Origin of the sequence: Paraburkholderia sp. ZP32-5, from assembly GCF_021390495.1 — a bacterium.
In the GTDB taxonomy this organism is placed as follows: Bacteria; Pseudomonadota; Gammaproteobacteria; order Burkholderiales; family Burkholderiaceae; genus Paraburkholderia.
The window spans coordinates 852,490-872,460 of record NZ_JAJEJP010000003.1 but is presented as its reverse complement, the minus strand read 5'-3'; the positions used below and the strand labels follow the sequence as shown (position 1 = coordinate 872,460).

Below are 19,971 nucleotides of genomic sequence, written 5' to 3'. Positions count from 1 at the left end.
TACGGACCTCGCCCACTGAGGAGACGATCATGCACAGACTGTGCCGTGCGCTGGCCATTCTGCTGTGCTGTGCGATCGGCGCTGGCGTGATCACGCCCGCTCCCGCGCTGGCCGAGTATCCCGATCATCCGATTCGCCTGATCCTGCTGTTTCCGCCGGGCGGCGAAACCGATCCTCTCGCGCGCGCCGTTGGCCAGGAACTCAGCAAGACCCTCAACACGTCCGTCGTGATCGAGAACCGGCCCGGTGCCGCGGGCAATATCGCGGCGGCACTCGTCGCGCATGCGCCGAAAGATGGCTATACGCTGCTGTGGGGGCTCGGCACGCAGCTCACCGTCAATCCGCTGCTCTATCGCGACCTGTCGTTTTCGGTCGACAAGGATTTCGCGCCGATCTCGCTGATGGCCGAGTCTGGCTTCGTGCTCGTCGTCAATCCGAAAGTGCCGGCCCATTCGCTCGCGGAGTTGATCGAGTACGCGAAACAGCACCCCGGCAAGCTGAACGTGTCGACGGCCGGCGTCGGTAGTCCGCTGTATCTCGCGAACATGCTCTTCATGGCGCGCACCGGCACGAAGACCGTCAACGTCACCTATCCCGGCAACACGGCCCTGCCGGTGCTGACCGGCGAGGCCGATCTCGTGTTCGGCAGCCTGTCGAGTTCGCTTGGCTTCATCAGGGCGAGCACCGTGCGGCCGCTGGCCGTGACCGGACCGAGCCGGCTCGCGCCGATTCCCGATGTGCCGACGATGACCGAATCGGGCGTACCGGGCTATGTGATGACGACGTGGCATGCGTTGCTCGCGCCGGCCGGCACACCACAGAACGTGATCGACAAGCTGCACGACGGGCTGGTCAAGGCGCTCGCTGCGCCTGAGATCCAGGCGTACGCGCGGGCACGCGGCATCACCGTGGCGCCGAGCACACCCGATCAATTGCACGAGCGCATCCGTACCGAGACGGAGATGTGGAGAAAGATCCTGCAGAATGCCGGTGTCGGTACGCTGAACTGAGTCTTCGTCGTGATGGCCCGGTAACGGGCATGATGGCTACCGGGCCGATATGCGGTCAGCTTCCGCTCTGCGTGTGCTGCTGAACCGGCGCGAGAATCGCGCGCCAGAGCCGGCTCTCGGCTTCGATACGCTTGCTGACCTCGTCGCCCGTGCTCGACATCGGGATGAAACCCAACTGCTCGAACCCCGCTCGCAACTGGTTGTCGGCGAGACTGTCGACGAGTGCCGCATGCAGCTTGTCGATGATCGGCTGTGGCGTGGACGCCGGTGCGCAGATGCTATTCCAGACCGAGAAGTCATAGCCGGGCACACCCGCCTCGGCGATCGTCGGCACGTCGGGCAATTGCTTGAGCCGGCGCGCGCTCGTGACGCCGAGCGGACGCATCTTGCCGGCGCGGATATTTGCGGCCACGTCCGACACGCTGCCGAACTCCATGTCGGCGAAACCGCTGAGCACCGCGAGCGCGTCTTCGCCGCCGCCCTTATAGGGCACGTGAAGGATGTCGATGTTCGCCCGCGACATCAGTTCGCGACCGGCGAGATCGACGGGGCTGCCGATACCAGCCGTCGCGTTGGTCAGCTTGTGCGGATTGCGCCGCGCGTAGTCGATCAGGTCCTTCAGCGAATGCAGCGGCAGCGAAGGATTGACGACGAGCACGAACGGCAATTCGGCAAGCAGGCTAACGGGTTTGAGATCGGCCAGACGATAGCCGACATCGGCGAACATGACCGGGTTCACTTCGAAGAAGGTGCTCACGCCCCACAGCAGCGTATAGCCGTCACCACGCGCTCGGGCCACGTAGGCTGACGCGATGTTACCGCTCGCCCCTGGCATCGGCTGCACGATAACGGGACCGCCGAGATAACGGGTGAGCACGCTTGAGAGAATCCGCAACTGTGCGTCGCCGGACCCGCCTGGGAACGCGAGAATGATCCGCACGGGGCTTTCCGGATAGGCTGCTTGCGCGCATCGCGGCCAGCCGCCCAGCAGCGACGCGGCCGGCAGCGTAAGTGATGCTAGCGAAGCGAGTGAGGCCACGAAGCCGCGCCGCGTTGACATGAAGGTAGATCGCGTTGTGACGTGAATGGATCATGCGGTCCGCCACGCGAACGGCGCAATGCCGATAGTGGCGGACATCTGGACACACGCAGTGTAGACATGCGCGATGCGGCCTCACAAGTTAGTTTATGTCACGTCGTCCGTCACACGGCGCGTATCGGCATCGTGTCCCGTGAGGACGAACACGTATCGCGCGTGGTCGCGGCGAATGCGGCCAAACAAGGTCGCGGGTGCCGCGCAACCAGGGAGCGCCATCGCTCGCGCTGATCTACGCGGTCGTTCTCACGCCTGGTCCTTATCCATCACGTTCGCGGGCAGAACGCCGATACGCATCGGCAGGCCCCATTGCGACGTAGACATACATCCGCGCCCAGGTTATACGCCCGCGGCCTTCAGCCGCAACATGGTTCGCGGATGAACATTGAACTGGTTGGCCACTTCGACAGCGGACTTGGAGCGAAGCAGTTCCAGCGCCTGTGATCGCTGCGCGGGCGAGAGCACCCGCCGTCTTCCAAGCTTGCTGCCTCGCGCTCGCGCCGCCGCTATACCCGCGCGAGTGCGCTCACTGATTAGGTTCCGTTCGAACTCCGCAAGTGCTGCCATCATGTGGAAAATCAGCACACCACCCGACGAATTCGTATTAATGGATTCGCTGAGAGAGATAAATTCGATTCCTCGGTGCGCGAGATGATCAACCAGATCGACCAGCTTGCTGAGTGATCTACCCAGTCGGTCCAGCCGCCACACGACGAGCGTGTCACCTTCCTTCGCCTGCTCCAGCACGGCATCCAGTCCGCGTCGGTGGAATTCAGTGCCCGATACCCCGCGATCAGTAAAGAACTTCTCGCAGCCCGCAGCGCGCAATGCGTCGATCTGTAGAGCAAGGCTCTGTTCATGTGTGGAAACGCGCGCGTAGCCGATTTTCATAGTTATTTCCGGGAAAATTTGAAGGAACCCTTCTGCACTGGATCGTGCGGAATGGCATTTCGTATCGGCCTCCCGGCAATACCGACACCTTCCACTTGACAAAAACGGTCCTTTTTGTCTCCCGGCAAAGTCGATGGTTAAGGCAGTAGTCGATTGGCCGCCCCATCATGATCGCCTATTCCTCTGACGATAGTGCCAAAAAGGACCGATTTTGTGCTGCGCGTCGGAAAAGTGCATTGTGGAATTTGTAAAAGTTTGTCGCTGCACACCGGTCGGCAAGTGCTTCAAACCGTCGCGAAGACGGGTAACCTGGGAACCGTCCGATGTCTGCAGTCAAAAAAATATCTCTTTGCGCCTCACCCAAAGCATGTCTATTTGGCGAGGCGAAGCCTCGCCAAAATCGCCCACTCCCTCGCAGCATTGATGTCGTGACCAGCGCAACGACATTGGGGTCCACCGACTTGACTGTTGTCCGCGAAGTCTTCAGCGCGATTGCCCACGGCCGCATCTTTTTCCGGTACGAAGCGGTTTGTGCGGTCAATGCGTGGACCAATGTTCTTTATCAGGAAGCGCTGGTGCGAATAAAGACCCCGGACAGCGTCCTTCTTCCGGGCGCCTTTATCCCGACTCTGGAAAAGCTTTCAGCGATACGGGAGTTCGACCGCCTCATTGTTGGCCGCACTATCGACGCGATCACCGCAATGCCCGGCGCACGTCTAGGCTGCAATGTTTCGGCAGCAAGCGCGCTTGATGATCACTGGTGGGAGCCGGTTTTCCGGCAATTGGAAAGTAATCCCGAGGCAGCCTCACGCCTCGTTGTAGAGATCACCGAATCAGCACCGGTGTCTCCGCTTCACGGAGGCACATTTATAGATCGTTTGCGGAAACTCGGTGTCAGGGTCGCCATCGACGATTTCGGCCGCGGCTTTTCCAGAGACACTGCAAGTGCATGCGCGGCGGACATCATCAAGGTCGATCGGTCATTTCTCTGGCGTGCGCGACACGACCTGGCCGGCGTCGCTGAACTCAGGAGCACGATCCGGGCAGCACAACGCATCGCTCGGGTCGTCATTGCCGAGGGTGTCGAGACGCTCGACGACGTACGTATTGTTCGTGATGCCGGTGTGCACTGGATTCAGGGCTACCTCCTCGATGGTGCGACCTCCTGGACCGGCGAGTCGTGACTCTGCCGTCTTCCATGTTTCGGCGGGTTCTCCTTTGCCCGGGGCAAGCCGAACTTTCTTCCACGGGAAATGCGCTATACGCGATAAAGCAAAAGCATAGCTTGACATCGCAGAGCGGCGCCGACAGAAAAGCCAATGCCCGATATGTAATCGGAGGATTACTCATTGCTTTGTCTACGGTCTGCTGCGCGAATGCCACTGACCTCTCAGAGTCGGCTCGCCGAGCGGTCGGAGCTGAGTACGCAGAAGCGACCAACCCGTTTGCGCTCCCCGGCGGCAACTGCGCCGAATTCGACACGTATCTGATGCCCGCACTGCTCGGCGGGAACGCAGGAATGAGCGACGTTGTTCCCGCCGGCAGTGCGAGGGACAGTTGCGCATTCACGATAAAAACATCCGAAGCATCCGGTGGCGGAATCAGGCAACCCACAGAAGCAGTGTTCGCCATCCGCGAGCGGAGCGTGCAGAGGAACCCACCGTCTCTGTTGCCAGTCCCCGAGGACACGTTGCCGCGTGAAGTGCCATTCGAAATCAATGACCTCGCTGTCATGGCGAAGCCCGCTGCACCGTCAGCAGGAATGCCGATGTCTACCTTCGCGAAGCGGGATATCTCGCGAACGGGCGCCCCTGTGGCAAAGGAGCCAGCGCGGCGCCACCTTCCGCTATTTCACGGGCTGGAACCCGCGTTTCTTAATCGGCTATTGCTGATGGTATCGGTCGTCGTTCTGATTCTCGCTCTGCTGACCCTTGCTTGGGCGCTGACGATGCTGCTCTACGTTCGCTGGTTCAGCCAACAGGCGGCTCTCGACCGCGCGGTCAGGCGAGGATTGAGCCGCAATGAATTTCATCTGGACTATCAGCCGGTGTTCTATACGAAGACACGCAAGTGCATAGGGTTGGAGGCCGTGCTGCGGTGGGAAAACGTTACATACGGCCTGCGGGGCGAATCGTGGTACACAGGCAAACTTGCCGCGCCCCGTTCCACGGCGAAGCTCGTCGAGTTTGTCCTTTCGGCCGCGGAGCGCGAATTGCACTCCATCGCGCACGGTCGCAAGCTGTACCTCATGGTCAACCTCTGGGCGTCCTGCCTTGCAAATAGAGAATGTTTGCGTATCGTCAAGGCCAGGATGAAGTCCTTTACATCGAGCCACGTGGTATTCGTGATAAGGGCTGACGACGTGCCCGGGCAATTGGAAAGTCTCGCGCAATTGCGGCAAGAGAAGATTCGCGTTGCGCTGTCCGGCGTACGCACGACGACATCCCTAAACACATCCCTGTTGCCAACAGACTTCGAATTCGTCAAGGTGGACCGCGAAGTAATGGGCCTGGACGAGCCAGAACGTGCTCGAACGCTTCGAGAGATAGCGTCTATTGGGCGCCAGCTTGACATCGCAGTGGTCGCGGATGGTGTTGAAGGAATTGGACAGTATCGCGCTGTTGAGGATGCGCGAATCGAACTGGCACAAGGTTTTTTCCTTGGCAAGGCTGTCCCGGCACCCCAACTCGCAGCGCTTTTCGCGCGACTGGGCTGGTAGCGGAGAAAACACATCGCAAATTCCGGCTCGTGAATCCGCACGCATTCGAATTCGCGCGTGCGGTGGGCACCGCGATAGCCACTAAGATCGCAAATGCCCACGGCGATACCCGCTTGCAGTCGGCGCTAATGGTGTTCATAGAAGCGCTAACTTGTCCATTAATTCTGCTAACGCGGGGCGGCGAAGGATGGGCCGCCACGCCAAAGCAGACACATCTCAAGCGATATGACTCAGCCTTTGAGCTAACGGCGCTGAGCAAGCATATCATCGAGAATCGGCACAGCAGCGAGTGTAACGAGGACAATTGCAAGAGGAATAGTCGACAGGAACCCGAGTTGTCGAAAGCCCAAAGCTCCTGCCAGTCCACCGGTTAGAAACGACAGCAATAGCGATCCAAGAAGATTTAGTTTCTGTCGGTCTGCGCGGACCAAGTCTCGGGGTCTGGCTCGAGTGTTCCAATAAAATAGCTTGCCCAGTTCGATTCCGATATCCGTCACAAGCCCGGTGACGTGCGTAGTACGTATCTCCGCCTTTGAAATCTTCGTAATCATGGCGTTCTGCAGCCCCATCACGTAACAGAGAAGGCAGACGGTCGCTGGTACAAACAACACGTGGCGCGTTTCGAGGCTCGAACCAAGAAGGCCAAAGAAGAGAAGCAGCGTAGCCTCGAGGATCAACGGTATCGCATATTGGCTGCTCATGTGCCTACGGCGGCCCCAGTTAATCAAGATCGCGGACGTGGCGGCCCCAACGAGGAAAGACAGCAAGGAACTCAATCCTGCCGCGACGACGTTGACGTCACCAAGCGCGAGGTTATCGGCCAGCGACGACACAATTCCAGACATGTGCGACGTGTACTGCCCAACAGCGAAAAATCCGCCGGCATTGGTCGCTCCCGCAACGAATGCGAGCGATCGTCCGAGGCGGCGATTCGTCGTGTCGCTGCGCTCGGGCGTCGTAAATCCGCGAAGGTAGTTGATGGGCATGATTACCCGAAATATCGGCGAGTAAACTTTCAGTGGTTTCCACTGCGTTAGCCGATCGTAGCATGAACCGCAGATGTCGCTTCTGCGGCAGCAAACGGACGTTTATGCAACTGGGTATAGGGCAGCGACTAGATGGGTTTATCCAGACAAAAAAAACAAACCCGAATCTAGGGCCTCGGTTCTTCCAGCTCGACGTCATGCGGAACGAAGCTCAATAGCACGGTCGATATTAGCAGTGAGGTAGCCAAAGCTAGCAGCGCGTACGTGAAGTTTCCAAAGCGCTCGTTGAGCCACCCCACCAGATAAGTGCCCGCGAAACCTGCCAGATTGGAGAACGCCGTAACGAAAGCGATACCCGAGGCGGCCCCAGGACCGCGCAAAATGGCTTGCGGTATCGGATAGAACACGGCCGAATAGCAATAGATCCCCACCATGCCTACTGTAATCGACATCATGGCCAGCGCCGGTTGTTTCAGCAAGGCACTGCCCGTCAGACCAGCCGCCCCAACAAGATTGGCGATCATCGCATGTCGGCGCCGGCGCTTGGTTCTATCCGAGTGAGAGCCCCAGGCGTACATGGCAGCGGCACCTAGCAATGCAGGTACTGCCAAAGCCCAGCCCACTGTTTCATTGCCAAGACCAAGCCGGCTTACGACCTGGGGCAACCACAATGCGGCACTGTACAAACCGATGGCCCAGAAGAAATGTAGTAACGCCAGCAGTATCACTCGCCTGTCTTCGTGTCGATCTGCTACCGGGCAAGCGAATTCGGCCCGGCTCTGGAAACGCTGGTCGATCTGATTCACGAACTGATCGCTCATCATCAATTGTTCTGAAGCCGTACGACTTCGCACGCTGTGCGATGAAGCCGCAATGCGCGCGATCTTCGCTAGCTGGCTAGTGGCATCGGCATCGAAGTCACCGGGACGAGGCTTGGCTGCTATTGCTCGCCGCTGTGGCAACGGCTGCCATTCTCGCCACCTTCACAGGAATCCAGTCGAAATCCACGGCACTGCCGCAACCAGCGCCACGCCCACTCCCAACGCAACCATGTAAGCCACGATCGGTCGCATCCCCTCTTCCGGGTTGATCCGGTTGATCGCGCATGCCGTGTAATAACCGACACCGAACGGCGGCGCGAATAGCCCCATGCCCATCGCGAGAATCGCGATCATCGCGTAGTGAACCGGATTGAGTCCGACTTCCTGCGCGATCGGAAACAGCAGCGGCCCAAACAGCACGATCGCCGGAATGCCTTCCAGCAGACTGCCGAGTACGATGAAGAGCGCAATCGACGCGATGACGAACACCACGAGTCCGCCGGGAAGCTTCGCGAAGATATCGGCAAGCGCATCGGAGAATCCGGACTGTGTCAGACACCATGCCATGCTGGTCGCCGCGCCGATGATCAACAGGATCGCGCCGGACAGTGCCGCAGTGCCGACGAGTATCGGCCACATCCGCCGCCAGTCGAAACGACGGTACAGCAACAGGCCTGCGGCGATCGTATAGACGATACCGATCGTCGACACCTCGGTCGCGGTCGCGATGCCATCGACCACCGCGAAGCGGATCACGAATGGCAACGCGAGTGCCGGCAATGCGATCCAGAAGCTGCGGCCGATCTCGCGCGGGGTCGGTCGAGCACGCCGCTCGCCAAACGCGGCGCCGTCCGCGAGACGCCCGCCTCGATTGCGCCACCACACCAGTGCGCACAGCATCAGCCCGACTACCAGACCGGGCAGCAGGCCGCCCGTAAACAGCGCGCCGATTGAAGTGTTCGTCACCGAGCCGAGAATGATCAGCACGAGGCTCGGCGGAATCGTCTCCGTTTGCGCGGCAGTCGCCGACAGTAACGCGACGAATTCGCCGGGACGCGTGCCACGCGCGCGCATCTCAGGGTACAACACGGGCGCGAGTGCGGCCATGTCCGCCGACTTCGAGCCGGAAATACCCGACACCAGATACATTGCGCCGACCAGCACATACGACAGGCCGCCCGGCACATGGCCAAGCAGGTTGGCCAGAAACTCGACGAGCGCCTTCGCCATCCCGGTCATCTCCATCAGCAGACCGAGGATTACGAATAAAGGTACCGCCAGCAGCACGATCTGCGACATGCCCTGATCCATGCGGCTCGCCATCACCAGCAATGGAATCGACGTCGTCAGCGACAGATAGCCGAACGATGCGAGACCGAACGAGAACGCGATCGGCACGCCGGAAAACACGCACAGCGCGACCACGCCAATGAAGAACAGCACCAGGTTCCACGACCCCGCGCCAGCGAGCAGCGGCTGCAACGCCGCTAGCCCGCCGCCGACGAGCACGGTCAGCAATAGAGCGCCGAGTACGGGCCGCCAGTGCGTGAGGCGCGCGAGTTGGAACAGCGAACTGGCGATCATCAGGAACACGCCGACCGGCATCGCCGCCGCGCGCCACGCATTCGAAATGTTCAGCGCCGGATCGGTCAGGTGCGATTCGTCCAGCACGTAGTCGATCGTCGGCCCGGCCACGAGCAACAGGAACGCGAGCGGCGTGATCACAGCGAGTGCCTGGAAGAATGGCTGCCAGCGCGGCGATGCCGCGCGCACGAAGGTACCCATGCGCATATGCTCGCCGCGCTGGAATGCGATCACTGCTCCCATCATCGCGAGCCATAGAAACAGCAACGACGCAAGTGAATCGGACCACACGAGCGAATGACGGAACACGTAGCGCGCGATCACGCCGATCAGCAGCAGCACGATTTCGGCGGCGACCAGCACACCGGCGATGACTTCCGTCGACAACATGAGCGTGCGCTCGATCGCGTCGAACCCGTGCTGCAACTTCGGATGACTGCCGGTGAGAACGATGCGCATGGCTTACCCCAATGGCCCGGAATACTTTTCCAGCAGCGCCCACGCCTGCGGGCCGAATTTCTGCTTCCACTCGGCGTAGTAGCCAGCCTGCTTCAGCTTGTCGCGGAACTGGTCGCGGTCGGGATCGATGAAGGTGATGCCGTGCTTCTTCATTTCGTCGGGCACCTGCGCATCCACCTTGACCATGTCGTCGCGCTGCTGCATCACCGACTTCGTGAACTCCTCGCTGATCACCTGCTGCATGTCCTTCGGCACCGCGGCCCACATCCGCGCGTTGCCGAGAATCCAGTAGCCATCCCACATGTGATTGGTCGTGCTCATGTACTTCTGGATCTCGTACAGACGCATCGCGTAGAGCAGCGACGGATAGTTCTCCGCGCCGTCCACAACCTTGGTTTGCAGCGCCGTGTACAGCTCGTTGATGCTGATCGGTGTCGGGCTGGCGCCGAGATCCTTGAATTGCGACACCCACATCGGGCTGATCGGCACGCGAATCTTGAAGCCCACCAGATCGTCGGGCGTGCGGATCGGCTTGTTGCTGATGATCTGCCGCCAGCCTCCCTGCATCATGGCCGGCAGCGCGAACAGACCGGCCGGCTCCATCTGCGCGCGCAGATAGGCGCCGACGTCGCCGTCCATCGCCTTGAACGCGGAGGGCGTGTCCTTCAACCCATACGCGACGCCGGGCAACGCGCAGGCGGGCACGAGCGGCACCGCGAGTTGCGACGACGACAGGAAAAAATCGAGCGAGCCGCTGTGCACCTGATTCAGCATATCGCTGCCCAGCTGGCTGTTGGGAAAGAGGCTCACTTCGACGCGCCCGTTGGTGCGCGTCTTGATGCGTTCGGCGGCCTCCTTCATCCGGACGTTCATCGCATACGCGGGCGGCGTGTCGCTGCCGACCTTGATGCGCACTTCCGCGGCATGCGCGAAGCGCGCGACGAGCGGCGCGGCGGCGAGTGCCACACCGGTCTTCAATACCAGACGACGAGCTGGCTTTTCCATGATTCGTCTCCTTCATACGAGCCGGTCTTGCCGGCGGTTGCCGCAAGTGGTCCCGCGGCGATCGGTCTCCTCCACACTTCAGACTTCAGCGCGCTGCTTCATGCGCCAACTGATGCACTATTTCACGCGCTGTCCGATGCGCGCCGTGCGTTAGGGCACGGCATCCAGCGTCGCGGTAGCCGGCGCGGCGCCCGCGAGCGTGACCGGCTGTCCGCTGCCGAATGCGCGATGCACGGCATCCAGCGTATGCATCAGACGAATGCCTTCGGCGGCCATCACCGAGCGGTTCGGCTTGCCCGCGATCGCGAGCGCGAACTCGCGGAACTGCCGCTCGAATTCGATCGCCTCGTCGAGATAGTGGCGGCGCTCGTCATCGCCCTGCCGGACCAGCACCTGGCCGTTGAAGCTCAGTTGCGTGTCATGCTCGATCACGACGGTGCCGTGCTCGTACACCAGAACCTTGCGGTTCTCGACTGGCCGCTGGTTGAACGACAGATGCACCGAAGCGATGCGCCTGCCCGGATACGCGAGCAACATCATCGCCTCGTCCTCGCCGGCCCAGAAGTCGTTGCGGCGCACCGCCTCCGCGTGCACGCGCAGCGGATCGTCGCGCATCACCATCTGCACGAAATCGAGCACGTGCGGACCGTTCAACGCGACGACGAGTCCGCTCGCCTTGTCCGCTTCGCGCCACCACGCCGCCTGCGCGTCGGACCAGTAGACGCCGAGACTGACCTGCGCGGAGATCAGCGCGCCGAACTCAGCGTGATGATCGGCGAGATACTGGATCGCGCGGAAGTGCCGCCGGCACTGCGCGACGGCCAGCACCACGCGATGCGCGTCGGCCGCCTCGGCCATCGCGAGCGCCTCGCGCGCGTTGTCGGCCATCGGCTTTTCGACCAGCACGTGCTTGCCCGCCCGCGCCGCCTTGATCGCGATCGGCGCGTGCAGATGATTGGGCAGGCACAGCACGACCGCGTCGACATCCGGGTGTGCGAGCGCGGCGTCGATATCGTCGAGCGCGAAGCGCGCTTGATAGCTGTCCTTCGCCCGTTCGGCGAGCGCGCGGTCGGTGTCGACCGTGGCAACGAGCATCGCCAGTTCGGGCTGCGACGCGACCGCCGCCAGATGCGAGCGCGAAATCCGTCCGCAGCCGATTACCGCGATACCCGGCACCTGTCGCGCTGACGTGGCGTGATGATCCGTCGTCATGGAAGTCTCCTCGTCATATCCCGCTCAACGCGCCGCTCGGGTAATGGCCTTAAACGCACGTGTCGTTTCGGTCAACGCGATCTCGGTCGGCAGCCGCTCCATCGAACTGGCGCCGTAGAAGCCGTGACACGACGGCGCCTCGCGCAGCACGAAGGCCGCATCCTCGGGCGTCGCGATCGGGCCGCCGTGGCACAGCACGATCACGTCGTCGCACACGCCGCGCGCCGCCTGTGCGAACGATTCGATGCGCGCCGGACACTCGGCGAGCGTCAACGCGGTATGCGCGCCGATCGCGCCGCCGGTCGTCAAACCCATATGCGCGACGATGATGTCCGCCCCGGCCTTGGCCATCTGGACCGCCTCGTCGTCGTTGAATACGTAGGGCGTAGTCAGCAGTTCCTTGCGACGCGCGCGGGCGATCATCTCGACTTCGAGCGCGTAACTCATGCCGGTTTCCTCGAGGTTCTGCCGGAACACGCCGTCGATCAGACCGACCGTCGGGAAGTTCTGCACGCCGGAAAAGCCGAGCCGCGCCAGTTCGTCGAGCAGCACGTCCATGTCGGCGAACGGGTCGGTGCCGTTCACGCCCGCGAGCACGGGCGTTTTCTTGACGACCGGCAAGACCTCGCGCGCCATGTCCTTGACGATGTCGTTCGCGTTGCCATAGGCGAGCAGGCCCGCGAGCGAACCGCGCCCTGCCATCCGGTAGCGGCCCGAGTTGTAGATCACGATCAGGTCGATGCCGCCCGCTTCTTCGCATTTCGCGGACAGCCCCGTCCCCGCACCGCCGCCGACGATCGGCTCGTGCCGCGCGATCATCGCGCGATAACGCGCCAGCAGTTCGCTACGCTCGAAACGTGGCATCTTGCGTCACCTCCTGTTTGCGCCCGAAATCTCCGCCGCGTCGGCATAAGCACTCACCAGCGCATCGGCGAAAGCGGGCTCGTTGATATGCAGCGGTAGACGCAGCACACGCCGGCTTGCCGTTTGCGCGATACCCGCTTCGAGCGCGTCGAACAGCGCTCGGTCGGCCGCTGGATCGCGAAACGGCATCCCTTCGTCGTCGATCGCGGAGACGCCACGCCCCGGAATCAGCACGCGCACTTCGCCCTCGCAGCGGTTCAGCCGCCCGGCGATCCACTCGCCGATCGCGCGGCACTCGTCCGGCGACGTGCGCATCAGCGTGACCTGCGGGTTATGGTGGTAAAAGAGACGCTGCGCGTAACGCGGCGGCACAGTGTCGGGCGCGCCGAAATTGACCATGTCGAGCGCGCCGCACGACATCACGTAGGGCACGCGCGTGCGCGCGATCGCGCCAAAGCGGTCGTCGTCGCACGGAAATACGCCGCCCGCCAGATGGTCCGGCACCTCGGTCGTGGTCAGATCGATCGCGCCGTCGATCATGCCGCTATCGATCAGTTTCTCCATCGATTGCCCGCCGGTGCCGGTCGCATGGAACACGAGGCATTCATGGCTCGCGCCGAGCCGCTCGCGCAGCAGATCGACGCAGCGGGTGGTCACGCCGAACATCGTGATGCCGAGCGTCGGCTTGTCGTTGGCCGTATCGCGCCCGCGATCGTCGAGCCCGAGCACCATGCCGCCGATCGCATCGGCAGCATTGGCGAGCACCACGCGGCTGATCCGGTTCAGCCCCGCGATGTCGACCACCGAATACATCAGCGCGATATCGCTCGCGCCGACGTACGGCGCGACGTTGCTCGATGCGACCGTCGACACCATCAGCTTCGGCACGCCGATCGGCAGCGCACGCATCGCGTGCGTGACGAGCGCGGTATTGCCCGAGCCACCGAGGCCAATCACACCGCCAATGTCGTCGCGCGTAACGAAGAACGCGCTGAGCGCTTGCGCCATCGCGAGAATCGCCGCGCCGCGCTCACCTGCATTGCGGATCGCCGCGAGCCCGTCCGGATGACAGGCGCACACCGCATCGGCGCTCACGTCGGGTGTCACCGCCGCGCGCGCATCGCCGAGCGTGCCGACGTCGATCAGACAGACGGCAAGTCCGCGCTCGCGCAGCCGCTCACGCACAAAGCCAAGCTCCGCGCCTTTGGTATCGCAGGTTCCAACGACATACACGGTTCGCATGATGCCCTCGCCTCGCCTCGCGGCGCGTTGCGCCGCACGTCGCATGCCGCGTCAGATCGCTCAGATCGTCAGCACGCCGCCGTTCACGTCGATCGTCGCGCCGGTGATGTAACGCGCGCGGTCGGACAACAGAAAGACCGCCGTGTCCGCGAGATCTTCGGCGGTGGTGAATCGGCCGAGCGGAATCCCGGCAAGCTGGCGCTCGCGATCCTCCGGCGTCAGCAAGCCCGCGACGCGCTCGCCTTCGGTGGTGCCCGGCGCGACCGCGTTCACGCGCACGCCGCCCGCGCCGAACTCCTTCGCCAGATGGCGGGTGAGACCGAGCACGCCCGCCTTCGCCGACGTATACGGCGAGCCGAGCGCAGGGCTGGTCTGGCGTCCGGCCAGCGAGCTGAAGTTCAGGATCGCGCCGGCCCGCTTCTTCAGCATCTGCGCAATCGCGGCCTGGCAGCACAGAAACGTGCCCTTCAGATTCGAGTCCATCACCATGTCGTACTCTTCTTCGGTGATCTTCAGCGTCGGCACCAGCGGCGCATAACCGCCCGCGCAATTGACGAGCAGATCGGTGCCACCCGCTTCTTCGTCGACTTGCGTGAAGAGGGCCCTGACCTGGCTCGCGTCGCGCACGTCGAGCGACGCGGGCCGCGCGGCCGCGCCGAGTTCCTTCGCCGCGCGTTGCGAGCGCTCGCCGTCGATATCCGGCACATACACCGTCGCGCCTTCGTCGAGCAGATGACGCGCGATAACGAAGCCAATACCGCGCCCCGCGCCTGTGACAACCGCGATTTTTCCGTCGAAGAGTTTCATCCCCTGCGTCTCCCGTGAAGAATGTCCAAAGGTGCCATCCGCAGCCAGTTAATCGAGCACGACGCCGCCGTCGACCATCAGCGTCTCGCCATAGACGAATGACGCGTCATCCGACAGCAGGAACAGCACGCCCGCGGCAATTTCTTCGGGCCGCGCGAAGCGGCCCATCAATACCGAGTTTTCGACGGTCGCGCATTCGTCGGCCGTCATGCCTTCGTGCATGTCGGTCCAGATCGGACCGGGGCACAGGCAGTTCACGCGGATCTCGCCGCGATGGCTCGCCAGTTCGCGCGCGAGCGAACGCGTCAGCGTGACGACGCCCCCCTTCGACGCGCCATACGCGGATGTCGACAGACGGCCCGCGCCGCGCTTCGCAGTGTCCGACGCAATCGTGACGATCCGGCCGCGCCCGCGTGGCACCATCGTGCACAACGCGTGCTGCACGCACAGGAACGTGCCGCGCAGATTGACGTTCTGAACGCGGTCCCATTCGCCGACGCTCATATCGAGCACGCGCGTTTTACTGATCACGCCACCGCAGGTCACGATGCCGTCGAGCGGCACGCCATCACCGAGATGTTCAAAGGCCGCGGCGATCGACTCCGGCGACGCGAGATCGACCACGCTGGCCTCGCACGCCGCGCCCGCGCGCTGCGCTTGCTCGGCGGTTTGTGCAAGACCTTCACGATTCGCGTCGACACACACAGTCGCCACACCGCGCGCCGCGAGACCCAGTGCGACCGCGCGACCAAGGCCCCTGGCCGCGCCGGTCACCATCACACGCTGCAGGCCGATATTCATGCGGCTTCTCCTTCAGTAGCGGCGCGGCGCACGGCGGCGTCGAGCAGCTTATGCGCCGAACTTGCGGCGTGCGCGGCAATCGTGTGCGGATCGACTCGCGCGTAGTCGGGGTTGAATAGCTCGACGGTCCACCAGCCGTGATACCCATGCGCGACGAGCGCATCGACCAGCGTCGACACATCGGCTGCTCCCTCGCCGGGAAACACACGGTCGGCCAGCATGTCGAGTGTTTCGCATGACTTTGGCCTGGCATCGGCCAGTTGCACGTTGAAGATTTTTTCGGGCGGCACGCGTGCCAGATCGTCGACGCGCGAGCGGCCTTGATGAAACAGGAAGGTATCGATCAGCAAACCACCGTTCGCACGATTCGCACGCGCGACGAGGTCGGCACCGCTTGCGAGGGTCGAGACCTGCGGCGCGGTGCCCATGAATTCGAGACACAGGCGTACGCCGTACGGCGCGGCCATATCGCATAGCGTCGCGAATTCTTCGGCAGCAATCTCCAGATCGCCGGTTTCGCGCAGCGCCGGCACGGCCGTCACGTTCGCGCATTCGAATTGTTCGCAATGCGCGAGAAACCCGTGCAGACGTTCCAGCAGACGCTCACGCGTTTCTTCCGCGCCCGCGACTCGCTGACGGCGGCTCACGAGCGGAATACCGCCGTAATACTGCCACTCGGCGAGGAACGCGGCTTCCGCGAAGCGCAGTCCATAGTCATCCAGCCAGCGCTTGACTTCGGCGACCGAACCGCCCTGCTCCAGGTAACGCTCGAACTGGTCGTAACGCAGGCCAATGCCCGTGAAGCCGGCCCGCGCAGTGGGCTCGAACGCGTCAGCGAAGCCGAGCGGCGCGAGCGTGACGGGACTGAGGCCGAGCCGGTGAGCACTCATCACACGGCTCCCAATGCTTTGCGCGCCCCGCGGGAGCGAACCGCGGGCGTTCTTCCCGCGAGCACGATCTCGTTGGTCATCAGGCGCGTAGGCAGGCGAACCACTTGCGGCTCGGTCGCGCTGCGGTCGATCAGGCCGAGCAGCATCCGTACCGCGAGGCGGCCGATCTGATGCGTATCCTGCGCGATGACCGGCATCGACGGGTCGACGAGACGCGCCCATGGCACATCGTCGAAGCAGATCACCTCGACGTCCTGGTTGCGGCGCAGACCGAGTTCGCGCATCGCGAGCAGCACGCCTTCGGCAATCGTGTTGCTGGTCGCGAACAGCGCGCTCGGCCGGTCTGCGTTATCGAGCAGCGCGAGCGTAGCGGCAAACGACGTATCGGCCTTCAGCCCCGCGAAGCGAATCCAGTCGCGCCGCACCGGTACGCGCGCGTCTTTCAGCGCCGCCTTGAAACCGATGATCCGTTCGCGCGACGTCATCAGCCCGCGCGAACCGGCCAGCGCGCCGATTCGCGTATGACCGCGCTCCAGCAGATATTGCACTGCCAGACGCGCGCCGCCTTCGTTGTCGCTGAGCACCGCGCTGCACGCGCTGCCATCGATCATCCGGTTGATCGCGACGAGCGGAAACCGCTCCGGCAGATCGCGGCTCAGATACTCGTGATTGCCCTCCGCCGGCGCGACGATCAGTCCGTCGACGCGACGCTCCATCAGTCCGAGCACGGCTTCGCGCTCCTGGTCCAGCGATTCGTTGCTGTTCGCGAGAATCACCGAGTAGTTGTTCAGCGCTGCCTCCGCCTCGACGCCACCCACTACCTCCGCGAAGAACAGGTTCGCGACGTCGGACATCACCAGCCCGAGTGTGCGCGAACGGCTGGTGCGCAGACTGCCGGCCACGCGATTCACGCGAAAGCCCAGTTGCCGCGCGGCGGCCAGCACCAGTTCGCGAGTCTTCAGATTCACCGGACCGGAACCGTTCATCACGCGAGAGACAGTCTGGTACGACACGCCCGCAATTCGTCCTACATCTTTCAGCGTAGGAGGGCGATTCGATTCGTCAGATTTCATTTTTAGCGGCAGTGTGATCGTTCACATACGTGCAACTATAGGCGTCTCGTCTACGAAGTAAACGAGAAAATGTGAACGTTCACTGCGATGTCGGGTAAACGACTAACGCATCGTTGATCGATCGGCGTATTTCCAAAAAATGCAATCGGCCACGACTTTTTCCTCGTTATGGCCATCGACGGCCGCCGGTCCGTCAGCCTTGACGAATCGAGCCCCTCTCGAACTCCTGGTCTGTCAGCTTCGCTTCCCGGAAAAATGCATGAGCGTGCTGCACGAGAGCGTTAACGATTTGCTTCAAGCGCTCATCGTCCGTGTCGCTCACTGCCTTCAATACATCTTCGGTAACCGCGTCGCATCTACGATTCTGTCGAGGTCAGATAAGTCAATCATTCCAATCTCCGTTCCGTTTCGGACGCGGCCGACCACTGCATTGCAAAAATGCGGTGCCGAACGGCGCTATCAAGATAACTGAAGAACATCGGCATGCCGGCGACGACCACGTCTTACAAGGTGCAGGATCCGACCGTGATCTCGCAGCTCTAACCCGATGGGAACATCGGCGTTCGCGTCGAAAATGTGAGCGGTGCACTGACCCTCGTGCGGCTCGTCACCCGCTAGCCTGTACGCTGCCCGAGCTGAACGTTTCGCGCGGGTCAACGCAGAATTTTTTCTGAACCGGTAAAATGCCCGGCAACCCGCCCCGCTGCCCATGAAATTCATTCGAACACTGTTCGTGCTATTGCTGTGCGCGATGCTGCCCTTCACCGGGCTGGCAGCGAGCGGCCTGGCCGGCGAGTGTCCGATGCAGCAGTCCGCGGCGAAGCAGGACGCGGACGGTATGGCCCATGCGATGCCCGGTTGCGACTCGATGCAGCCGTCGCAGGGCGGCAAGCCATCGAAGGCCGGGTTCTGCAAAATGACCGCGCAATGCGGGTTCGGCAGTCTCTACTATTCTGGCTCCGGTGCTGGCGTGATCCGCCGCTCGTTGCCTGCTTCCAGCCGCATCGTTTTCCACTATTCGCAATCGCTTTCCATCCGCGCGCCGGATGGCCTCTGGCGACCTCCGCGCTCCCTCTGACGTCGATCCTCTGGCACACCGCGCATGCGCGGTGACGTTTGTCCTCGCTGAGGACCTGAGCCTTTACGCCTGCTTTTTGCGCCTGCACGAGCGAGGCGTAGGCTCGCCCATTCGGGGTTGATCATGCTTTTCCCGTTTTCGCCGCCGCACACCCGGCGGCTCGCGATGCGCGTCGTCGCGCTCGCGGCATTCGTCATGCTCGCCGTACCTGCCGCTTGGGCGCAGGACACAGGTATGACACTTAACGAAGCGCTGCAGGTCGCGCAAGACCGTTCGTCGTCGATCGAAGCCACCCAGGCCGCGGTACGTGGCGATTCGGCTGTCGTCGTCAAGGCGGCACAGCTGCCTAATCCGACGTTGAAGCTGAGCGTCGAAGACCTGCCGATCAACGGATCGAAAGCGTTCACGATCGGCCAGGACGACTTCACGATGCGCGGCATCGGCATCGAACAGGAGTGGGTCTCTCCGCACAAGCGCCGGTTGCGCACCGCGCTGGCCAATCGCACGGTCGATCAGGACCGGAGCACTTACCTCGAGAAGCTCGCCGAAGTCCGGCAGCGGGCTGCGATGGCATGGCTCAACGCGGTCTATGCAAAGAAAGCCGTCGCGCTGAACCAGGCGCTCGTCGATCACCTGAACGATGAACTCGCGGCGCGGCAGGCGTCGTACCGCGGTGCGCAAGGCAGCGCCACGGATATCGCACAGGCGCGCGTGACGCTTGGCAATGCGCGCGACGCGTTGATTGACGCGCAGCAGGACGAGAAAGCCGCGCTGATCGATCTGTCGCGCTGGACCGCTGCGGGCAACGTGCTGGAAGTGGCCGACGATACACCGCCGCTCGACTCGACGGTATCGGGCATGAGCCCCGAGCAGCTTGACCAGGTGCAGCCGTCGCTGATTGCCGCACGCGCGGCCATTTCGGTTGCCGACGCCGCGACTGATGTCGCACGCAGCGACCGAAGCCCGAACTGGACCTGGGGGCTGACCTATTTCAAACGCGGCGGCAATTTCTCCGACTATGTGTCGTTCGGCGTATCGATTCCGCTACCGCTGAACCGCAAAAATCTAGAGGATCGCGACGTCGAGCAGAAGTCCCAGATGGGCACGCAGGCCCGGCTCAATTACGAAGATACCGAGCGACAGGTGATCGCCAGTATCCAGACGCTGGCGACAAAACTGGCGAGCGGCCGCGAGCGTATCTCCAATCTCCGGCAGAGCGTGCTGCCCGCCGCCGACCAGAAAGTACAACTGGCCAATGCGGCCTATCGGTCGGGTGCGGGCTCGCTGGCCGACGCGTTCGAAGCGCGCCATATGCAACTCGAAACGCAGCTTCAGGTGCTCAATCTCGAGCGGCAGGTGTCGCTCGTCTGGGCAGGGCTCGAATATCAGGTGCTGCCGCCCGAACTAATCGCGACCGCTGGACAATGAGGACA

The 19,971-nt window shown here is 62.6% G+C and carries 20 protein-coding genes; 6 read left to right on the top strand and 14 right to left on the bottom strand.

Features of this window, described 5'->3' with window-relative positions:
• Window positions 1-29 precede the first annotated feature (29 nt).
• Entirely contained in the window at window positions 30-1,010 is a 981-nt protein-coding gene (locus L0U82_RS36355) for a Bug family tripartite tricarboxylate transporter substrate binding protein (RefSeq protein WP_233838623.1), read from the top strand.
• 55 nt (window positions 1,011-1,065) lie between these two features.
• Here the strand turns inward: L0U82_RS36355 and L0U82_RS36350 are convergent, their stop codons facing one another.
• Both L0U82_RS36350 and L0U82_RS36345 read right to left on the bottom strand, forming a co-directional pair.
• Window positions 1,066-2,049 carry a Bug family tripartite tricarboxylate transporter substrate binding protein gene (locus L0U82_RS36350; RefSeq protein ID WP_233838621.1) on the bottom strand — a complete coding sequence of 328 codons (984 nt, stop codon included), beginning with the start codon at window positions 2,047-2,049 and terminating at the stop codon, window positions 1,066-1,068.
• 396 nt (window positions 2,050-2,445) lie between these two features.
• Window positions 2,446-2,997: a recombinase family protein gene (locus tag L0U82_RS36345; RefSeq protein WP_233838619.1), complete on the bottom strand. Its 552-nt coding sequence runs from the start codon at window positions 2,995-2,997 to the stop codon at window positions 2,446-2,448.
• Window positions 2,998-3,425: 428 nt separating this feature from the next.
• Between L0U82_RS36345 and L0U82_RS36340 the strand changes: the two genes are divergently transcribed.
• Window positions 3,426-4,181, top strand: a complete 756-nt coding sequence (locus L0U82_RS36340; protein WP_233838618.1) for an EAL domain-containing protein — start codon at window positions 3,426-3,428, stop codon at window positions 4,179-4,181.
• A gap of 101 nt (window positions 4,182-4,282) precedes the next feature.
• On the top strand, window positions 4,283-5,716 hold the full coding sequence (locus tag L0U82_RS36335; protein ID WP_233838617.1) for an EAL domain-containing protein: 1,434 nt from the start codon (window positions 4,283-4,285) through the stop codon (window positions 5,714-5,716).
• 242 nt (window positions 5,717-5,958) lie between these two features.
• Here the strand turns inward: L0U82_RS36335 and L0U82_RS36330 are convergent, their stop codons facing one another.
• The 12 genes from L0U82_RS36330 to L0U82_RS36275 form a co-directional block, all read right to left on the bottom strand.
• Entirely contained in the window at window positions 5,959-6,702 is a 744-nt protein-coding gene (locus tag L0U82_RS36330; RefSeq protein ID WP_233838616.1) for a YoaK family protein, read from the bottom strand.
• A 167-nt stretch (window positions 6,703-6,869) separates the two neighbouring features.
• Window positions 6,870-7,556, bottom strand: coding sequence for an MFS transporter (locus L0U82_RS36325; protein ID WP_326489806.1), 687 nt, complete (start codon window positions 7,554-7,556; stop codon window positions 6,870-6,872).
• A gap of 129 nt (window positions 7,557-7,685) precedes the next feature.
• Entirely contained in the window at window positions 7,686-9,566 is a 1,881-nt protein-coding gene (locus tag L0U82_RS36320) for a TRAP transporter large permease (RefSeq protein ID WP_233838614.1), read from the bottom strand.
• A 3-nt stretch (window positions 9,567-9,569) separates the two neighbouring features.
• Complete coding sequence (locus L0U82_RS36315; RefSeq protein WP_233838613.1) at window positions 9,570-10,571, bottom strand: TRAP transporter substrate-binding protein; 1,002 nt, start codon at window positions 10,569-10,571, stop codon at window positions 9,570-9,572.
• Between the two features lie 150 nt (window positions 10,572-10,721).
• The gene (locus tag L0U82_RS36310) at window positions 10,722-11,783 is read right to left on the bottom strand and encodes a Gfo/Idh/MocA family protein (protein WP_233838612.1); all 1,062 of its coding nucleotides are present in this window, start codon (window positions 11,781-11,783) and stop codon (window positions 10,722-10,724) included.
• 24 nt (window positions 11,784-11,807) lie between these two features.
• A complete protein-coding gene (locus L0U82_RS36305; protein WP_233838610.1) occupies window positions 11,808-12,647 on the bottom strand; it encodes a phosphoenolpyruvate hydrolase family protein in 840 nt (279 codons plus the stop codon).
• Between the two features lie 6 nt (window positions 12,648-12,653).
• Window positions 12,654-13,889 carry a Tm-1-like ATP-binding domain-containing protein gene (locus L0U82_RS36300; protein WP_233838608.1) on the bottom strand — a complete coding sequence of 412 codons (1,236 nt, stop codon included), beginning with the start codon at window positions 13,887-13,889 and terminating at the stop codon, window positions 12,654-12,656.
• Between the two features lie 60 nt (window positions 13,890-13,949).
• A complete protein-coding gene (locus tag L0U82_RS36295) occupies window positions 13,950-14,696 on the bottom strand; it encodes an SDR family NAD(P)-dependent oxidoreductase (RefSeq protein ID WP_233838606.1) in 747 nt (248 codons plus the stop codon).
• Between the two features lie 48 nt (window positions 14,697-14,744).
• A complete protein-coding gene (locus L0U82_RS36290) occupies window positions 14,745-15,497 on the bottom strand; it encodes an SDR family NAD(P)-dependent oxidoreductase (protein ID WP_233838605.1) in 753 nt (250 codons plus the stop codon).
• Window positions 15,494-16,387 (bottom strand): sugar phosphate isomerase/epimerase family protein, encoded by an 894-nt coding sequence (locus L0U82_RS36285; RefSeq protein WP_233838604.1) that lies wholly within the window; start codon window positions 16,385-16,387, stop codon window positions 15,494-15,496. The genes L0U82_RS36290 and L0U82_RS36285 overlap by 4 nt, the downstream gene beginning before the upstream one ends.
• Window positions 16,387-17,460 (bottom strand): LacI family DNA-binding transcriptional regulator, encoded by a 1,074-nt coding sequence (locus L0U82_RS36280; RefSeq protein WP_267929938.1) that lies wholly within the window; start codon window positions 17,458-17,460, stop codon window positions 16,387-16,389. Before L0U82_RS36280 ends, L0U82_RS36285 begins: the two co-directional genes overlap by 1 nt.
• 193 nt (window positions 17,461-17,653) lie before the next feature.
• Entirely contained in the window at window positions 17,654-17,734 is an 81-nt protein-coding gene (locus L0U82_RS36275) for a hypothetical protein (RefSeq protein ID WP_233839359.1), read from the bottom strand.
• Here L0U82_RS36275 and L0U82_RS36270 point away from each other — a divergent pair.
• The 3 genes from L0U82_RS36270 to L0U82_RS36260 all read left to right on the top strand — a co-directional run bounded on the left by L0U82_RS36270 (window position 17,720) and on the right by L0U82_RS36260 (window position 19,966).
• Entirely contained in the window at window positions 17,720-17,932 is a 213-nt protein-coding gene (locus L0U82_RS36270) for a hypothetical protein (protein WP_233839452.1), read from the top strand. The two genes, L0U82_RS36275 and L0U82_RS36270, sit on opposite strands and share 15 nt — an antisense overlap.
• Before the next feature lie 279 nt (window positions 17,933-18,211).
• Window positions 18,212-18,538, top strand: a complete 327-nt coding sequence (locus L0U82_RS36265) for a hypothetical protein (RefSeq protein ID WP_326489794.1) — start codon at window positions 18,212-18,214, stop codon at window positions 18,536-18,538.
• Between the two features lie 123 nt (window positions 18,539-18,661).
• Window positions 18,662-19,966, top strand: coding sequence for a TolC family protein (locus tag L0U82_RS36260; RefSeq protein ID WP_233838601.1), 1,305 nt, complete (start codon window positions 18,662-18,664; stop codon window positions 19,964-19,966).
• Window positions 19,967-19,971 lie beyond the last annotated feature (5 nt).

Bases quoted from the DNA above. Each gene is read 5' to 3' on its own strand.
- L0U82_RS36355 (WP_233838623.1), top strand. From the start codon at position 30: ATGCACAGACTGTGCCGTGCGCTGGCCATTCTGCTGTGCTGTGCGATC.
- L0U82_RS36345 (WP_233838619.1), bottom strand. From the start codon at position 2,997: ATGAAAATCGGCTACGCGCGCGTTTCCACACATGAACAGAGCCTTGCT.
- L0U82_RS36330 (WP_233838616.1), bottom strand. From the start codon at position 6,702: ATGCCCATCAACTACCTTCGCGGATTTACGACGCCCGAGCGCAGCGAC.
- L0U82_RS36320 (WP_233838614.1), bottom strand. From the start codon at position 9,566: ATGCGCATCGTTCTCACCGGCAGTCATCCGAAGTTGCAGCACGGGTTC.
- L0U82_RS36315 (WP_233838613.1), bottom strand. From the start codon at position 10,571: ATGGAAAAGCCAGCTCGTCGTCTGGTATTGAAGACCGGTGTGGCACTC.
- L0U82_RS36310 (WP_233838612.1), bottom strand. From the start codon at position 11,783: ATGACGACGGATCATCACGCCACGTCAGCGCGACAGGTGCCGGGTATC.
- L0U82_RS36305 (WP_233838610.1), bottom strand. From the start codon at position 12,647: ATGCCACGTTTCGAGCGTAGCGAACTGCTGGCGCGTTATCGCGCGATG.
- L0U82_RS36300 (WP_233838608.1), bottom strand. From the start codon at position 13,889: ATGCGAACCGTGTATGTCGTTGGAACCTGCGATACCAAAGGCGCGGAG.
- L0U82_RS36295 (WP_233838606.1), bottom strand. From the start codon at position 14,696: ATGAAACTCTTCGACGGAAAAATCGCGGTTGTCACAGGCGCGGGGCGC.
- L0U82_RS36290 (WP_233838605.1), bottom strand. From the start codon at position 15,497: ATGAATATCGGCCTGCAGCGTGTGATGGTGACCGGCGCGGCCAGGGGC.
- L0U82_RS36285 (WP_233838604.1), bottom strand. From the start codon at position 16,387: ATGAGTGCTCACCGGCTCGGCCTCAGTCCCGTCACGCTCGCGCCGCTC.
- L0U82_RS36280 (WP_267929938.1), bottom strand. From the start codon at position 17,460: ATGAAATCTGACGAATCGAATCGCCCTCCTACGCTGAAAGATGTAGGA.
- L0U82_RS36270 (WP_233839452.1), top strand. From the start codon at position 17,720: ATGAGCGTGCTGCACGAGAGCGTTAACGATTTGCTTCAAGCGCTCATC.
- L0U82_RS36265 (WP_326489794.1), top strand. From the start codon at position 18,212: ATGCTGCCCTTCACCGGGCTGGCAGCGAGCGGCCTGGCCGGCGAGTGT.
- L0U82_RS36260 (WP_233838601.1), top strand. From the start codon at position 18,662: ATGCTTTTCCCGTTTTCGCCGCCGCACACCCGGCGGCTCGCGATGCGC.